General features: G+C 62.5%; 13 protein-coding genes. 5 read left to right on the top strand and 8 right to left on the bottom strand.

The window, feature by feature from the left end; genetic code table 11:
* Positions 1–103: 103 nt before the first annotated feature.
* The 4 genes from P0Y65_02230 to P0Y65_02245 form a co-directional block, all read right to left on the bottom strand.
* Positions 104–976 carry a sugar ABC transporter permease gene (locus tag P0Y65_02230; GenBank protein ID WEK05093.1) on the bottom strand — a complete coding sequence of 291 codons (873 nt, stop codon included), beginning with the start codon at positions 974–976 and terminating at the stop codon, positions 104–106.
* 131 nt (positions 977–1,107) lie between these two features.
* The gene (locus P0Y65_02235) at positions 1,108–2,418 is read right to left on the bottom strand and encodes a sugar ABC transporter substrate-binding protein (protein ID WEK05094.1); all 1,311 of its coding nucleotides are present in this window, start codon (positions 2,416–2,418) and stop codon (positions 1,108–1,110) included.
* A gap of 160 nt (positions 2,419–2,578) precedes the next feature.
* Complete coding sequence (locus P0Y65_02240; protein ID WEK05095.1) at positions 2,579–3,532, bottom strand: sugar-binding transcriptional regulator; 954 nt, start codon at positions 3,530–3,532, stop codon at positions 2,579–2,581.
* Between the two features lie 64 nt (positions 3,533–3,596).
* Positions 3,597–4,370 (bottom strand): FadR/GntR family transcriptional regulator, encoded by a 774-nt coding sequence (locus P0Y65_02245; protein ID WEK05096.1) that lies wholly within the window; start codon positions 4,368–4,370, stop codon positions 3,597–3,599.
* A 411-nt stretch (positions 4,371–4,781) separates the two neighbouring features.
* Between P0Y65_02245 and chvE the strand changes: the two genes are divergently transcribed.
* The 4 genes from chvE to P0Y65_02265 all read left to right on the top strand — a co-directional run bounded on the left by chvE (position 4,782) and on the right by P0Y65_02265 (position 9,360).
* A complete protein-coding gene (chvE, locus tag P0Y65_02250) occupies positions 4,782–5,858 on the top strand; it encodes a sugar ABC transporter substrate-binding protein (protein ID WEK05097.1) in 1,077 nt (358 codons plus the stop codon).
* Positions 5,859–5,980: 122 nt separating this feature from the next.
* The gene (gene gguA, locus P0Y65_02255) at positions 5,981–7,513 is read left to right on the top strand and encodes a sugar ABC transporter ATP-binding protein (protein WEK05098.1); all 1,533 of its coding nucleotides are present in this window, start codon (positions 5,981–5,983) and stop codon (positions 7,511–7,513) included.
* On the top strand, positions 7,510–8,814 hold the full coding sequence (gene gguB, locus P0Y65_02260) for a sugar ABC transporter permease (protein WEK05099.1): 1,305 nt from the start codon (positions 7,510–7,512) through the stop codon (positions 8,812–8,814). Before gguA ends, gguB begins: the two co-directional genes overlap by 4 nt.
* 36 nt (positions 8,815–8,850) lie before the next feature.
* Positions 8,851–9,360, top strand: coding sequence for a hypothetical protein (locus tag P0Y65_02265; GenBank protein ID WEK05100.1), 510 nt, complete (start codon positions 8,851–8,853; stop codon positions 9,358–9,360).
* A 68-nt stretch (positions 9,361–9,428) separates the two neighbouring features.
* Here P0Y65_02265 and P0Y65_02270 read toward each other — a convergent pair whose 3' ends face one another.
* Positions 9,429–11,213 (bottom strand): flagellin, encoded by a 1,785-nt coding sequence (locus tag P0Y65_02270; protein WEK05101.1) that lies wholly within the window; start codon positions 11,211–11,213, stop codon positions 9,429–9,431.
* A 217-nt stretch (positions 11,214–11,430) separates the two neighbouring features.
* Positions 11,431–11,829, bottom strand: a complete 399-nt coding sequence (locus tag P0Y65_02275) for a RidA family protein (GenBank protein ID WEK05102.1) — start codon at positions 11,827–11,829, stop codon at positions 11,431–11,433.
* A 111-nt stretch (positions 11,830–11,940) separates the two neighbouring features.
* On the opposite strand from P0Y65_02275, the gene P0Y65_02280 reads away from it, so the two are divergent.
* The gene (locus P0Y65_02280; GenBank protein WEK05103.1) at positions 11,941–12,531 is read left to right on the top strand and encodes a helix-turn-helix domain containing protein; all 591 of its coding nucleotides are present in this window, start codon (positions 11,941–11,943) and stop codon (positions 12,529–12,531) included.
* On the opposite strand, the gene P0Y65_02285 is transcribed toward P0Y65_02280, so the two are convergent.
* Together P0Y65_02285 and P0Y65_02290 are read right to left on the bottom strand one after the other, a co-directional pair.
* Positions 12,532–15,681, bottom strand: coding sequence for an efflux RND transporter permease subunit (locus P0Y65_02285; GenBank protein WEK05104.1), 3,150 nt, complete (start codon positions 15,679–15,681; stop codon positions 12,532–12,534).
* A gap of 20 nt (positions 15,682–15,701) precedes the next feature.
* Positions 15,702–16,889: an efflux RND transporter periplasmic adaptor subunit gene (locus P0Y65_02290; GenBank protein WEK05105.1), complete on the bottom strand. Its 1,188-nt coding sequence runs from the start codon at positions 16,887–16,889 to the stop codon at positions 15,702–15,704.
* Positions 16,890–17,026: the final 137 nt, after the last annotated feature.

A 17,026-nucleotide genomic window follows, 5' to 3' on the forward strand; every position in this document is an offset into this window, starting at 1 on the left:
CCTCAAATCGCTCCACAGGAGCGATTTGCCCAAGGGACGGTTCGAAGGATGACACCGGGGGTGGGGACGGGACTGCGCTTCCCCATGCATGCTGTTGGCCAGGTCAAGCATCGAGGTTCTTCCCCACCGCTCGCATCAGGAAGAAGGCGACGATGTTGGCGATGATGACGGCGACCACGCCGCCCGCGGAACCGGCGCCGATGTCATTGCTCAGAATACCGGTGCGGAAGACGAGGAAGGCGATGTTGGTCGAGGCATAGCCGGGGCCGCCGCCGGTGGTGACGCGGATTTCCGCGAAAATGCCGAGGAGGAAGATGGTCTGGATCAGGATCACGATGGTGATCGAGCGGGCCATATGCGGCAGGATGATATAGTAGAAGCGGTTGATGGCATTGGCGCCATCCATCTCGGCCGCCTCGCGCTGCTCTTCGGAAAGCGACTGCAGGGCGGTGAGCAGGATCAGGGTCGCAAAGGGCAGCCATTGCCAGGCGACGATAACGATGACCGAGAACAGCGGATACTGGTTGAACCAGTCGACCGGCTGCAGGCCGAAGAACTTCCACAGATGCCCGAGCATGCCGTAGCCGGGGTGCATGAAGCCGTTCTTCCAGATCAGCGCCGCGACGGGTGGCATGACGAAGAAGGGCGAGATGACGATGATGCGCAGGATTCCCTGGCCCCAGATGGGCTGGTCGAGGAGGAGCGCGAGGAAAGTGCCGCCGACGATGGTGATCACCAGCACGCCACCGACCAGGATCATCGTATTGACCAGCGACTGGGTGAAGCTTGGGTCACCGATGACGTAGAGATAGTTCGCCCAACCGGCAAAGCCGGTCATCATGGGGTTGATCAGGCTGTAATTCTGGAAGGAGAACCACAGGGTCATGACCAGCGGCACGATCATCCAGATCAGCAGGACGATAACGGCCGGCGCCATCATGATGCGGGAAAGCGTTCGGGTCTGTGCGGTGGCCATTTAGCGGCTGCTCCAGCGGCAAGGGCGACAGGGCGGGGCGCAAGCGTCCGGCCCGTGGAGTTCCGGAGAGGGAACCGCCCGGTCTCCAGAGGGGACCTTTGACCGGGCGGGAAAGTCTTCCGAAGGAAGTCTTACTTGATGTAACCAGCGCGGGTCATGTCGCGGGTGGTTGCGTCCTGAGCCTGGGCCAGGGCGTCGTCAGCCGACATCTGGCCAGCAAGGGCGGCCGAGAAGAGCTGGCCGACATTGGTGCCGATACCGGCAAACTCGGGAATGGCGACGAACTGGACGCCGACATAAGGCACCGGCTTGACGGTGGGTTCGCTCGGATTGGCGGCGTTGATGGATTCCAGCGTCATCTTGGCGAAAGGCGCGGCAGCCTCGTAGTCCGCATTCTCATAGAGCGAGGTGCGAGTGCCCGGGGGAACGTTGGCCCAGCCGTCCTGTTCGGCGACAGTCGCCAGGTATTCCTTATTGGTTGCCCAGTCGATGAACTGCTCGGCAGCCTCGGCATTCTGCGAAGAAGCGGGGATGGCCAGCGACCAGGCCCAGAGCCAGTTGCCGCGCTTGCCAAGGCCGGTATCGGGGGCGAGGGCGAAACCGACCTGATCGGCAACGGTGGAGTCATCGGGATTGGTCACGAAGGAGGCCGCGACGGTGGCGTCGATCCACATGCCGCACTTGCCCTGCTGGAACAGGGTCAGGTTTTCGTTGAAGCCGTTGGAGGAAGCACCGGCCGGGCCGGCGTCGGTCATCAGCGACAAATAGGTGTCGAGCGTTGCCTTCCATTCCGGCTGATCGAACTGGGGCTTCCAGTTTTCGTCAAACCAGCGGGCACCGAAGGAGTTGGACATGGCGGTGAGGAAGGCCATGTTCTCGCCCCAGCCGGCCTTGCCGCGGAGGCAGATGCCGTTGATGTCGGCGGAGCGGTCGGTCATGGCGCGGGCGGCCTCGCCGATGAATTCCCAGGTCGGGGCTTCGGGCATTTCGAGGCCGGCTTTTTCCATCAGGTCCTTGCGGTACATGATGAAGGAGCTCTCGCCGTAGAAGGGGGCTGCGTAGAGCTTGCCTTCGGAGGAGAGGCCATCGCGGATAGCGGGGAGCAGGTCATCGACATCATAGTCGGCATTGGCGCTGAGGCCATCGAGGGGCTTCAGCCAACCCTGCTTGGCCCAGATCGGGGCTTCGTAGGTGCCGATGGTCATCACGTCATACTGGCCACCATTGGTGGCAATGTCGGTGGTTACGTTCTGGCGCAGGGTATTTTCTTCCAGCACGACCCAGTTGAGTTCGATGCCGGTTTCTTCGGTGAAGGCCGAGGACAGGCCCTGCATGCGGACCATGTCGCCATTGTTGACGGTGGCAATGGTGAGCGTCTGCGCCGAGGCAGAGGCTGCCAGCGCAAGGGTGAACGCGCCCACGAGAATGGGTGTCAGTTTCATCGATATTCCTCCCGTAACCGAAACGGGCATTTGTTTCGGTGATGGGCAAATGTTCACATGTCATGCAGCAGTGTCAAGCGGGCTATGCGTGAAATGCGTATCGGCCATAGGGCAATGGTGCTGCCACACCGGTGATTAAACTTGGGAAATCAGGGAGTTGTCAGTCCGACAGCAGGCCTTCGGCGGTGCGTTCGTCTGTTATCAAACCGTTCACCAGACGCCGGTTGAGGGTGGCGCGGATGCCGGGCAATTTGCGCTTGCCCATGGCGATCGCAACGACCAGGGACTTCTCCCGAGAGGGCAGGGGAGCGGAGGCGACGCGGTCATTGGTAATGCCTTCGATGAGCTTGCCATCGGCATCGAAACTCCAGCCGCAGATCTCGCCGACAGCGCCAGCCTTTTGCAGGGCCTTGAGCTCGGTGTCAGAGATGAAGCCGTCGAGATAGAGCGGCGCCTGGGGGCCGATGTCGCCGAGGCCGATGAAGGTGACGTCGGCTTGGCGGCGAGGGCGAGGGTCGCGAATCATCGGCTGAGCATGCAGCAATTCGCGCTCGCGGGCCGAGGAGGCGATGACCGGCAGGGGCATGGGAAAGCTGCGGGCCTTGACCGTATCGGCCATGTTGAAGATGACGTTGTAATAGGCGGCGGAGCCGTCTGGGGCGATATTGCCGGTGAGGGAAACCACCTTGTGGTGCGGCGCCTCCATGGGCATGAGCTGTTCGACGGCAGCTTTCAGGGTACGGCCGGTGCCGATCGCCATGGTGATGGGGTCGGGGCGCTTGAGCCAGCGCTCGATTTCGGCGGCGGCGGCCTGGGCCACGCCATTGATGGTGGAGTCGCTGGCCGGGTCGGATGGCACGATCTCGACGAGGTCGAGGGCGTAGCGGGACTTGATGCGGGTGGCCAGGTCCATGCAGCGGCCGATCGGGTGATCGAGCCGGACCTTGATCAGGCCCTCGCTGACCGAGAGCGAGACCAGGCGCTGGGCGGACTGGCGCGAAATGCCGAGCTTGGATGCAATCTCTTCCTGGGTGTTGCCGGCGACATAGTAGAGCCAGCCGGCGCGGGCGGCGTCGTCCAGTCGATTGCTCGAAGTCTCAATTCTCTGCGCCATGGGTCGCCCTGGATTTTGGCGCGGATTATTCGGCCATGCTGGCACAAGCCGCAAGGGCTTATGTTCAGATGGGTGGACCTTTGCCCAGTGCGAGCTTGCTCAGGGCCGAGCGAATGTCGCGCTCGGTGTCTTTCAGATGCACGCGCATGGCTTCGGCGGCGGCGCGGCCATTGCCGGCCTTGATGCAGTCGAGGATGCGCTGATGGGCGATAATGGTGTCGTGCAGGGTATGGCCGCGCTGCTCGTGGCCGCGGCGGCTGATGAAGAAGCCCTCGCGCAGGGGGACGGCCATGGCCTCGAAGAGATAGCCGAGGACGCGATTGCCACTGGCCAGAGCCACGGCTTCGTGGAAGCCGACATCATGGGTGTGGAAGGCAATTTCCTGGTCATGCGTCATGGTTTCGCCGGGCTCGCCGATGGTGTCGCGCATGCCTTGCAGTTCGCTTTCGACGGCGGCGATGCCGGCGCGGGTGGCGCGCTTGGCGGCAAGGGTGGCGGACTGGACCTCGAGCGAGAGGCGGACCTCGATGAGGTCGAACAGGCCCTTCGGATCGTAGCGGATGACCGAGGTCAGAAAGTCGGTGAAGGCGGCGCCGGTCGGTTCGCGCACCACGGCCCTGCGCCCACGGGCGATGGCGAGCAGGCCCCGGCCTTCGAGGAGTTTGACCGCCTCGCGGATGGTGAGGCGGCTGACGTCATACTGGCTGGCGAGGTCGGCTTCGCTGGGCAGACTGGTGCCCGGGCTCATTTCACCCAGGATGATGCGGGCCAGCGTATCGGCGACAGCCATGGCAGCCGTTGGCTGATCGGGGGCATAGGCCCCTTCTGAATTGCTCACGTTCCCTCCAAAGGTATCTGATACCTTTCCTCATCCGGCGTTGCTTCGCAATCTATTCCGGGCACGTACCTCATTGGGCACGGGCAGGTTTATCGGGGATGGTGTTCGGCACAATCGCCCGGAAACCGGCGCTATCGTTAATATTCGAGAATCGAAAAAAATCAAGGGCAGTCCGGGAATCGGCTTTACAGCCCTATCTGATTATCCTAGTTTCCGCGCCGTGGGCTTGGGAGGGCCCGGGCGGCAGCAGCCGTCAAGCAGGAGGACTTCATGCAAGACAGATCGGCAGAGCACCTGATGGTGTCGAAGGCTTATTGCAGCCGCCGGTCCGATGCGCACATGTCCGCCCAGGCCTCTCTCCTGACGACCATCCAAAGCTTCTGAACTCGAAATATCAAAGGGAGTCGAGACGTGAAGATTATCAAGACGCTTGCCACCGTGCTGGCTGTCGGCGCAATGGCGCTGACCGCTTCCACCGCATCCTTCGCCCAGGACAAGGGTATCATCGGCATTGCCATGCCGACCCAGTCCTCGCTGCGCTGGATCTCGGACGGCAATGAGCTCAAGACCGCTCTCGAAGGCAAGGGCTACACTGTCGACCTGCAGTTCGCAGAAGACGACATCCCGAACCAGCTCGCCCAGATCGAAAACATGGTCACCAAGGGCGCCAAGGCTCTCGTGATCGGCTCGATCGACGGCACCACGCTCAGCGCCGTGCTGCAGCAGGCCGCCGATGCCGGCATCAAGGTTGTCGCCTATGACCGCCTGATCCGCGACACCGCAAACGTTGACCTCTACACCACGTTCGACAATTTCCAGGTTGGCGTGCTGCAGGCCAATTCGGTCGTCAAGGGCCTCAAGGAACGCTTCCCCGACACCAAGCCGTGGAATGTCGAACTGTTCGGCGGTTCGCCGGACGACAACAACGCCTTCTTCTTCTATGACGGCGCCATGTCCGTCCTGCAGCCGATGATCGACTCGGGCGACATCGTCGTGAAGTCCGGCCAGCAGGGCATGGACACCGTTGGTACCCTGCGTTGGGACGGTGCCGTTGCACAGGCCCGCATGGACAACATCCTGTCGGCCAACTACTCGGACGGTTCGACTGTCCAGGGCGTGCTGGCTCCCTATGACGGCCTGTCGCGCGGCATCATCTCGTCGCTCCGCGGCGTTGGTTATGGCTCGGCTGACCTGCCGTGGCCGGTGATCTCGGGCCAGGATGCGGAAGCTCCCTCGGTCAAGGCGATCATTGCCGGCGAGCAGTATTCGACCATCTACAAGGACACCCGCGAACTGGCCAAGACCACTGCCGACCTCGTCGACACGCTGGTTTCGGGCGGCACGCCGGAAAACCTCGATACCACCACCTATGACAATGGCGTCAAGGTCGTGCCGTCGGTCCTGCTGACCCCCTATGAAGTCGATGCCACCAACTATCAGGAACTGGTCATCGACTCGGGTTACCTGAAGCCGGAAGACATCCAGTAAGTCTCTGGTTTAATTCAAAAATTGGGGCTCCGCGGCAGCGCGGGGCCCTTTCCCGTCACTGGGCCAGTGCGCCAGGTGCATCTGATGCTGGCGACGCCCGGGTGAGTACGAGAAAGCAAGGCATGAGCAATACAATTCTGGAGATGCGCAGCATCACCAAGACCTTCCCCGGCGTCAAAGCGCTGTCGGATGTGAACCTGAATGTGAGGGAAGCCGAAATCCACGCCATCGTGGGTGAAAACGGCGCCGGCAAGTCGACGCTGATGAAGGTGCTAAGCGGGGTCTATCCCTCCGGCAGCTACGACGGCGAAATCGTCTACAAGGGCGAAGTGCAGCACTTCAAGTCGATCCGTGACAGCGAGCACAAGGGCATCGTCATCATCCACCAGGAGCTGGCGCTGGTGCCGCTGCTGTCGATTGCCGAAAATATCTTTCTGGGCAACGAGCAGGCCACGGGCGGTGTCGTCGACTGGGACGAAACCCGCGACGGCGCGCGCAAGCTCCTCTCGATGGTGGGTCTTACGGAAGATCCCAATACGCTGGTCACCCATATCGGCGTCGGCAAGCAGCAGCTGGTGGAAATCGCCAAGGCGCTGGCCAAGGAAGTCAAGCTGCTGATCCTTGACGAGCCGACGGCATCACTGTCGGAAAAGGACAGCGCGGCGCTGCTGGACCTGCTGATGGAATTCCGCCGGCAGGGGATCACGTCGATCCTGATCAGCCACAAGCTGAACGAAATCTCCAAGGTGGCCGACCGCATCACCGTGATCCGCGACGGCCGTTCGATCGAGACCCTCAACAAGGAAGACATTTCCGAGGACCGTATCATCACGCTGATGGTGGGTCGTTCGCTCGATGATCGCTATCCGCCGCGCGAGCCCAATGTGGGCGAGGTGGTGTTCGAGGTGAAGAACTGGAGCGTCTACCACCCGCAGCATCGCGACCGCCAGGTGATCAAGAATATCGGGCTCAACATCCGCAAGGGCGAAGTGGTGGGCATTGCCGGGCTGATGGGCTCGGGGCGCACGGAATTTGCCATGAGCGTCTTCGGCAAATCCTATGGCCAGAAGATCTCCGGCGAAGTCTACGTGCATGGCAAGAAGATCGATACCTCGACCGTCGAGAAGGCCGTCGCCAATGGGCTGGCCTATGCAACGGAAGATCGCAAGACCTATGGTCTCAACCTGATCGACCATATCAAGCACAACACCACGCTGGCGAACCTGTTCGGCATTTCCAAATATGGCGTCATCGACGACATGACGGAAATGGACGTCGCCAACGAGTATCGCAAAAAGACCAATATCCGCTCGTCGAGCGTCTATCAGGTCACCGGCAATCTCTCGGGCGGCAACCAGCAAAAGGTGGTGCTCAGCAAGTGGCTGTTCTCCAATCCGGATGTGCTGATCCTGGATGAGCCGACACGCGGCATCGATGTCGGTGCCAAGTACGAAATCTACACCATCATCAATCAACTCGCGGCGCAGGGGAAAGCCGTGCTCGTCATCTCCTCGGAGATGCCCGAGCTGCTCGGCATTACCGACCGCGTCTATGTAATGAACGAAGGCCGTCTCGTAGGCGAAATGCCGACCAGCGAGGCCAGCCAGGAAAAGATCATGCGCGCAATCGTCCGCGCCGAAGGGAAGGCATCATGACCACCGAAACCGCACCCACGAGCGCTGCGGCGCAGCCCAAGGAGCTCTCCGTCTTCGGCGCGCTCAAGGCCAATATGCGGGATTATGGCCTGTTGCTGGCCCTGATCCTGATCATGGTGTTTTTCCAGTACTTTACCGCCGGCGTGCTGTTCAAGCCGGTGAACCTGACCAATATCATCCTGCAGAACAGCTATATCATCGTGATGGCGCTGGGCATGCTGCTCATCATCGTGGCAGGCCATATCGACCTGTCGGTCGGCTCGGTTTCCGGCTTCGTCGGCGCTCTTGCGGCCATGCTGATGGTGGGCTGGAAGTTCCCGCCGGAATTTGCCTTCCTCGCAAATCCCTTTGTTGCCGGCGCCATCTGTCTGGTTGTGGGTGCGGCGATCGGCGCGGCGCAGGGCTATCTCATAGCCTATCACAAAATCCCGTCGTTCATCGTGACGCTGGCCGGCATGCTGATCTTCAAGGGCCTGTCGCTGGCGATCCTCGCCGGCAAGTCGGTGGGTCCGTTCCCGGCCGAATTCCAGCTGCTGTCGGCCGGCTTCATTCCTGACCTGATCGGGCCGACCGTGCTGTCGCCGGCCGTTGCGGCCGTGCCCGCCAGTGACGGTGTGGCAGCCGTAGCCGCTGTACCGGGTGTGGCGCTGCATACGACGACCATGGTCATCGCCATCATCGGCGTCGTGGCCATGGTGTTCTTTGCCATCCGTGGCCGTTCGCGTCGCAAGGCGCGTGGCTACGAAAGCGAGCCCTTCGCGCTGTTCGTGGTCAAGAACCTCGTCATCGCGGCCATGGTGCTGTTCTTTGCCTATATGCTGGCAAGCTATCGTGGCTTGCCGAACGTGCTGGTGGTGATGGCAATCCTGGTCGCGGGCTTTGTGTTCCTGACCAAGCGGATGACCTTTGGCCGTCGCATCTATGCCATCGGCGGCAATCTCAAGGCGGCGGCCCTGTCGGGCATCAAGACCGAACGCATGACCTTTTACGTCTTTGTCATCATGGGTGCGCTGGCAGCTCTTGCCGGCATGATCTATGCGGCGCGCCTCAATTCGGCGACGCCAAAAGCGGGCCAAGGGCTCGAGCTCGACGTGATCGCGGCCGTGTTCATCGGCGGTGCTTCGGCGCTGGGCGGTGTCGGCCAGGTGGCCGGGGCGGTGATCGGCGCCTTTATCCTCGGCGTCATGAACAACGGCATGTCGATCATGGGCATCAACATCGACCTGCAGCAGATGATCAAGGGCGTGGTGCTGCTGGCAGCCGTGTTCTTCGATCTCTACAACAAGAACCGCTCGGCCTGATTTTTCGGACCAGCTGCGATTGGAAAAGGCCGCCGGGTGATCCCGGCGGCCTTTTTGTTGTTGGAGGGGAGGGCGATCAGGCGGCTGCGGTTCCTGCTGTGCCGGGCCCGAGGCGACGAGGCTGGGCCAATCAGGGAAACCTTCGGCGAGCAGGACGAATTTGCGGGCGGCCTTGAGGGCCTTGAAGAGTTCGCCTTCGAGGATCTTTACGCTGAGGTCGGCCCAGATATCGGCGGCCGGACCGTTGAGGGCCGTACCGGCCTGCGACATCGCGGCGGCCAGGGCATCGGTATAGGACCTGGGGTCGCCGTTGATATAGGCCTCCTGCAGGGCCCAGACGATCTGGCGGCGCGGGGTGTTGGCCTCGGACTGGTGCAGATAGTCGGTCTCGCGGACCACGACGACCTGTCCGTCGAGAACGACGCTGATCGTGCCTTCGGAGGCGATTTCGATGGTGCCGCCGGCCACGAAGAGACGCTCGCCTGGCTTGACGTTGAGCTTGAGGGGCATGGTGAGTTCCGGATGGAAATTGGATCAGGACATTGAAAGCAGAGCTGAAACAAAAGAAGGCGGGCCCTGGGGCCCGCCTTCCTGATCTTGCGTAACCGGTCCGATTAACGGAGCAGCTGCAGCACGTTCTGGTCGGCCGTGTTGGCCATCGACAGGGTCGAGGAGGCCAGCGACTGACGGGTCTGGAGAGCCATCATGTTGGCAGCTTCCTGGTTCATGTCGGCCAGGGTGAGGTTGCCAGCGCCGGTTTCCAGCGTGTTGATCATCTTCTGCGTGAAGTCCTGACGGTTCTGAACGACCGACAGGTTCGAGCCGAAGGTCGACGACTGCGAACGAACCTTGCCGAGAGCGCCCTTGATCTGGTCAATGAAGCCATCGATGCTGGTGTCGCTGTCGAGCTGGGCTGCGGTCAGGCTGGTCGAAACGCCCAGGCTGGCCGAGTTGACAGCTTCTTCACCCTTGGTCTGGATGTCGATCGAGGACGTGCCGGTTTCGTTGAAGGTGATCTTCAGGTTGTCGCCACGCAGCAGATTGATACCGTTGAACGAAGCATCATCGGCCAGCTTGTCGAGCTGATCGCGCAGTTCGTTGAACTGGTTGGCCAGGTCGGAGCGAACGGTGTTGCCGGTGATGGCAGACGTGTTCGAAGTGCCGGTGCCGCCGTTGACATTGTTGCCGCTATCGATGCCAACAATGCTCATATCGGTGGTGGACAGGTTTTCGATGCGCAGCTTGCCGTTGTCGTTCGAGGCGCGAACCTTGCCAAAAAGCGGGTTCTCGGTCGTCGTGCCCGGCAGGGTCTTGCCGTTGATCTCGTTAACGAGCTGATCAACCGTCTTGACGGCTGCTTCAGTGCCCAGAACGCCATTATCCGAGGTGCGGTTGGCAGTGGCGAAACCGGCTGCGGTCAGCAGTGCGTCGGCACCGGTCACTGCAAGGTCTGCGCCCGTATCTAAGGTAAGGACGACCTGGCCGGATGCGCCGCTGGCGGTAAGGCCAGCAATGCCGGCATCGGTGATGTCTTGGGCAACCGTGGCAGCCGTTGCGTCAAACGCTTCAACGCCGTTGGTAGAGGTGCGGTTGGTCGTACCAAAACCGATGGTGGTCAGCAGTGCGCTGTTACCGGTGATCTCGATATCCGTACCATCAGCCTTGCTGATCGTGACGTTACCGCCAGCATTGGCGACAGTGTAACCCGTACCAAGTTCAGCGTCGATAGCGGCCTGAACTGCTGCCAAGTCGCTGTCGTCGGCAATGGTGACTTCGGTACCGTCGATTTCGATAGCGCCACCGGTATAGGTGCCGAACGTGCCACCGGCGCCGTTCAGAGTCGTGGCCTGAGCCGCAACGTCACCACGCAGCGTAACCGGGGAACCGTTGACCTGGATCGTGCCACCAGCAAAGTTGGTGAAGTTGCCCGCAGCACCAGTCAAGGTTGTATCGGTAGCATCGACGGCCGCCGTGTTCAGGGCCAGATTGAACGGCGTATCGCCAATCGCGCCACCGGACAGGGTCAGGTTCTTGACGGTGCCACCAGCAGAGATGGCGGTGTTGTCGAGCGTGAACGACTTGGTCTGGAACGACTTGTCCTGGCGAGCCTGACGCAGGGTCGACTGCATGGATTCGAGGTTCTTGGTGATGGCGGTGAGGCCATTGTCGGCGGCTTCAATGGTCTTGATGCCGTTTGCCATCGAGTCCATCAGCTGGTTCAGGTCGCCGGCGCGGCTGTTCAGCGAGCTGGCGGTGAAAAAGTTGGTGGGGTTGTCGAGGGCGGAGTTGACCTTGTTACCGGTCGAGAGACGGTCCGAGGTCTTGTTCATCAGCGAAGCCGTATTCTGCAGCGAGCTGAGGTTGGAGCGGACCGACTTGGAGAGGTTGATATCTACCATTTTGATTTTTCCTTCTGGAAAGCAGGCGACCCATTTTGGGTTGATGGATAAATATCAAATCAAGCTTTAACGACTGGTGAAGGCCGGATCAGGCGCGAGATTATTGCTGGGCGGCGAAATTAAGTGGTGAACGGGGCCTTAAGCCCCACACAGGCGCGGTTTTGGCGGGGCGGCACAGGGCCGCCGGAGCAAACCGGCGGCCATTTCGGTACTGTGGTCAGGCCGCGGCAGGCAGGCGGGCGATGACCTTGATTTCGAAGTCGAAGCCGGAGAGCCAGGTGGTGCCCACGGCGGTCCAGTTGGGGTAGGGCTTTTCGGTGAAGTAACGGGATTTGACCTCCATCACCGCGGGGAATTGCTTTTCGGCATCGGTGTGGAAAGTGGTGACGTCGATGATGTCGTCGAGCGTCGCGCCGGCAGCGGCCAGAACGTTCTTGAGATTTTCAAACGCCTGCTCGACCTGAGCCGGAAAATCGGGTTCGGGAGAGCCGTCGGCGCGGGAGCCGACCTGGCCGGAAACAAAGAGCAGGTCGCCGGAGCGAATGGCGGGGGAATAGCCATGGGCTTCGTAGAGGGCATGGCGGTTGGCGGGAAAGATGGCGTCGCGCTTGGTCATTTCAATCTCACTTTCATTGGTGCAGCGAATTTGATATACGCTGCGTATGTTAAATCATAGATACGCGGCGTATGTCAAATTCACATACGTAATGTATGTGGAAAGGTGCGCATGATGGTGCTCAACAAGCGTCAGGCCCTGATGGAAGAGAACCGCGCGAAGCTGATCGCGGCGGCGCGGAAGGCGTTTGCCGAGCGCGGCTATGCGGCGGCGTCGATGGACGAGCTGACGGCGGCGGCGGGGCTGACGCGGGGCGCGCTCTATCACAGCTTTGGCGACAAGAAGGGTCTCCTGGCCGCCGTGGTTCATCAGATCGACAGCGCCATGGCGCAGAAGGCGCAGGAGATCGGCGCGCTCAAGGGTGATCCATGGGCGGCGCTTTTGGCTGAGGGCGCGGCCTATGTGGAGATGGCGCTGGAGCCGGAGGTGCAGCGCATCGTGCTGCTGGACGGACCGGCGGTGCTGGGCGATCCGTCGGCCTGGCCGAGCCAGGACAGCTGTTTGCAGAGCACGAAGCGGACGGTGGAAAGGCTGATCGCCAAGGGGCGGATGAAGCCGGTGGACCCTGAAGCGGCGGCGCGGCTGATGAATGGCGCGGCACTCAATGCGGCGCTGTGGGTAGCGGCGAGCGATGATCCCAAGACCACGCTGCCGCGGGTGATCGAGGCGTTCAACGCGATGGCGGCGGGGCTGCTGGCCTGATCATTCGGCCGCGGCAGGCGGGATGGCGTGCTGGTCATTGGCCGGAGCCTGGTTGGCGGCGGCGAGTTCGCGTTCGAGGCGGGCTTCTTCCTCGACCTTGGGCTTGCTGAAGCGGGCCATGAGGAGATAGGCGACGGGGGTGAGATAAAGGGTCGAGATGGCGGCAAAGCTCAGGCCACCGACCATGACCCAGCCGAGGGCGGTGCGGGCTTCGGCGCCGGCGCCGCTGGCCAGCACGAGTGGCAGGCCGCCCAGGATGGTGGCGATCATGGTCATCATGACCGGGCGCAGGCGGATGTTGGAGGCTTCCTCGATGGCCTGACGCACATTGCGGCCCTGGTCGCGCAGCTGGTTGGCGAATTCGACGATGAGAATGCCGTTCTTGGCCATGATGCCGACGACGAGGACCAGGCCGATCTGGCTGTAGATGTTGAGGCTCCCGCCGGTGGCGAGCAGGGCATAGAGCGCGGCCGCCACGCCAAAGGGCACCGTGGTCATGACGATGACGGCGCTCCAGATGCTTTCGAACTGGGCGGCGAGGACGAGGAGGATGATGACCAGGGCAAAGCCAAAGGTGATCATCAGGCCATTGTTGGCTTCGCCAAGCGTCTTGGCTTCGGCGAGGGGAATGATGGAGGTGCCTTCGGGCAGGAGGGGACGCGCCAGTTCCATCATCTGGTTATAGGCGTCGCCCAGGGCGATCTGGTTGCCTTCAAGGCTTGCCGTGACATTGACGGCGCGGCGCTGTTCCTCGCGGCGCAGCTGGGGCGCGATGGGGGCTTCGACGATCGTGGCAATGGTAGACATGGGCACATAGCGCCCGTCGCCGGTCTTGACGAAGAGGGTTTCGAGATCGCGCGGGTCGTTGACCGGATTGCTGGTCGAGACCATGCGGACGTCATAGCTCTGGTCGTTGATGAAGACCGAACCGACATCGGCGCCATCGATCATGGCCTGCATGGTGGTGGCGAGGCCGTCGATATCGATGCCCAGGGCATCGGCGCGTCCGCGATCGACGGTGAGGGTGAGCTGGGGCTGGTTGGTATCGTAGTCGACATTGACGCGGCCGTAGCGGCCATCGGCATCGAGCGCGTCGGCGATCTGGCGGGCGGTGGTGGCGAGCGCGTCGTAGTTGGAGCCGACGACGGCAAACTGCAGGCCGGAGCCGCCGCCGCGAATGCCCAGGCTATTGCCCTGGCCGACGGAGGCGCGGACGCCAGGGAATTGCGTCATCAGCTGGGTGATGTCGGCGGCGATCTGCTGCTGGCTGCGCTCTCGTTCACCCCAGGGGGCGAGGGTCAGATTGAGCGAGCCGCCGGAGCCGAAGCCGGAGAGGACGAAGATGGACTGGATTTCGCCGCTGTCGATCAGGGGCTGTAGCGCGGCTTCGACGCGGGTGAGCTGGGTGCGGGTATAATCGAGGCTCACCGTATTGGGGACGTTGATGCGCAGATTGATCGAGGCGCGGTCTTCCGGCGGGGTGATCTCCTGGCGGAGATTGCCATAGACGAAGAAGGCCGAGGCGGCAAAGAGCACGGCGACGAGCACGACGATGAGCGGGTTGGCGAGGGCCAGTTTCAGCGTTCTGGCATAGAAGCCGGCGAAGGCGCGGCCAACGGCGCCGATCGGGCCGCCGTGGCTGTTGTGGCCGGTTTCATTGGCCTTGAGCAGACGCGAGGCGATCATCGGCCCGAGCGAGAGGGCGACCACGGAAGAGAGCAGGACGGCGATGGCTAGGGTAAAGCCGAATTCGCGGAACAGGCGGCCGGTCTGGGCGGGGAGGAAGGATAGGGGCAGGAAGACAGCGGCGAGGGTCAGCGTGGTGGCGACGACGGCGAAGAAAACTTCCTGGGTGCCCAGCACGGCGGCAGCGCGCGGACCGGCGCCGAGATGTTTGCGGCGGACGATGTTTTCGAGCACGACGATGGCGTCATCGACGACGAGGCCGGTGGCGAGGACGAGGGCCAAGAGAGTCAGAATGTTGATCGAGAAGCCGGCGATATAGATGCCGGCGACAGCGCCGAGGAGGGCAATGGGGATCGATACCGCCGGGACGATGGTGGCGCGCCAGTCGAGAAGGAAGAGGTAGATGATCAGCACGACGACGACGAGCGAGACCATCAGTGCGATTTCGACCTCGTGCAGGGCGCCCTTGATGAAGACGGCCTCGTCGCTGGACACCTTGACGTTGACGCCTTCGGGCAGGGTCTGGTTGAGGGTGGCGACGGCGGCGGCAACACCATCGGAGATTTCCATGGTGTTGGACTGGGCCTGGCGGACGATGCCGATGCCAATGCCCGGTTGGCCGTCGGAGCGCAGGGCGCTGGTCGAGGCGGCGGCGTCGAAGACCACGGTGGCGACATCGCCCAGGCGGGTCTGGCCATTGATGATGATGCGCTCGAAATCGGCCGGGGTCGCCACTTCGGACATGGCGCGGACGGAAATGTTCTGGTTGGGGCCGTTGATCGAGCCGGCGGGGGTGTCGAAGGCGATGGTCTGGAGCGCGTTTCGGATGTCGGCAACGGTGAGGCCGACGCTGGCCAGCTTGACCGGATCGACGTCGATCTCGAAGGCGACGTCGCGGGTGCCATAGACCTGGACGTCAGCCACGCCAGAGACGGCGGCGAGACGTTCGGAGATGACGTCTTCGACCAGGGTGCTCATCTCGGCAATGCTGAGCGTGTTGGAGGTGACGGCGAGCTGCATCACCGGCTGGGCGTCGGAATCGGCCTTCTGGATGGTGGGCGGATCGACATTGTCGGGCAGCTGGCGGGCAATGTTGGAGAGGGCATCGCGCACGTCGGAGGTGGCGGTATCGATATTGGTGTCGTCGGAGAAGGAGAGCGTCACGCGGGAACGGCCGTCGGACGAGCTCGACGAAATGGCGGTGACGCCCTGGACGCGGGCAACGGCGCCTTCGACAACGGCGGTGATTTCGCGGTCGACGGTTTCGGCGACGGCGCCGGTGAAATTGGTGGAGACGGAGATGACGGGCTGCTCGACGCTGGGCAGTTCGCGCACTTCCGAACCGATCAGCGCGGCAAGGCCGGCGACGACGATGAGGGCATTGATGACCAGCGCCAGGACCGGGCGGCGGACGAAGAGGGCTGCCAGGGTGCCGCCGCGCTCGTTCTTATCGGCTATCGACATGTCGGTCTCCGGTCGAAGGGTCAGATGGGCTGGGCAGGCGCGGCGCTGGCGGCGGCTTCCTCTGTGCTGCCGGTGCCGTCGGGGCCCTCCAGCAGGGTGACGCGGGCGCCTTCGCTGAGCTGGAGAATGCCTTCGGTGATGATGGCATCGCCGGGCTTGAGGTTGCTGCGCACGAGGACGCCGTCGCTGTTGCGCTGGACGATCTCGGCGGGAACGTGGGTGGCGGCGCCGTCGACATATTTCCACACATAGGAGCCGTCGGCCGACCAGAGGATGGCGAGCGGATTGACGGTGGGGAATTGCTCGCCCGGAAAGGCGATGTTGACGACAAAACTCATGCCAGCGCGCATCAGGCCATCATCATTGGGGATGGCCGCCTGGACCTGGAGGGTGCGGCTGGCGGGGTCGATGCGGTTGTCGATGGCGCTGATCTGGCCGTCAAAGGTGCGGCCGGGCAGAGCGACGGCCGAGACGGAAACCGGCATGTCGGTGCGCAGGCTGGCGGCGTAGCGTTCAGGGACCCAGAAATTGACGAGGATGGAGGAATTGTCATCGATGGTGGTGACGGTGGTCTGGGCGCTGAGATAGTTGCCGGGCGTCACCTGCATCAGGCCGATGGTGCCGTCGATCGGCGTGGTGATGGTGCGGCGGCCGAGATTGTTCTGGGCGTTGCGCAGATCGAGTTCGGCATTGGCGGAGGCCAGCTGCGCGGCGGTCAGGGCCGTGGTGGCGACGACATTGCTGGTGGCGAGGCCCTGGGTGCGGGCGAGGGTAGCGCGCGCATCCTCGACGGCGAGGAGAGCCAGGTCATAGGCGACCTGCTGGTCGTCAGCATCGAGGCGGCCAATGATGTCGCCGGCTTCGACCTGGTGGCCGGGGCTGACCAGCAGCTCTTCGAGCGTGCCGCCGACGGAAGAGGAGACGGTCACCGAGCGGAAGGATGTGCCTTCGCCAATGGCGCTGAGGCCATCGTTGATGGTGGACATGCCGACTGCTGTGGTGACGACATTGGTGACGCGGCCAGCGCCGCCGGGGCGGCCTTGGCCAGGCGGACGCGCCTCTGCGACGGCAGCTGCGGCGGTTTGTTCGGCGAAGGGCAGGGTAATGCCATAGCCTGCCAGTACGTCGCGCGAACCGGGCACGAAGGCGACCCAGGCGGCAAAGGCTGCCAGCAAAATGACGATAGAAATCACAAGCTGTCGGATCAAACGCGACGTCCCCTGCCAGTAAGCCATTGGTTGTGCAGCGGTATGTGCCGGCACAGCTGCGCGGCACTGTACCTGCGGGAACCTCAGGCTTCCATTAAATACCGGTAATGTTCGCTAACGAGGCCGTTACAGCCTGC

Origin of the sequence: Candidatus Devosia phytovorans, from assembly GCA_029202405.1 — a bacterium.
In the GTDB taxonomy this organism is placed as follows: domain Bacteria; phylum Pseudomonadota; class Alphaproteobacteria; order Rhizobiales; family Devosiaceae; genus Devosia; species Devosia phytovorans.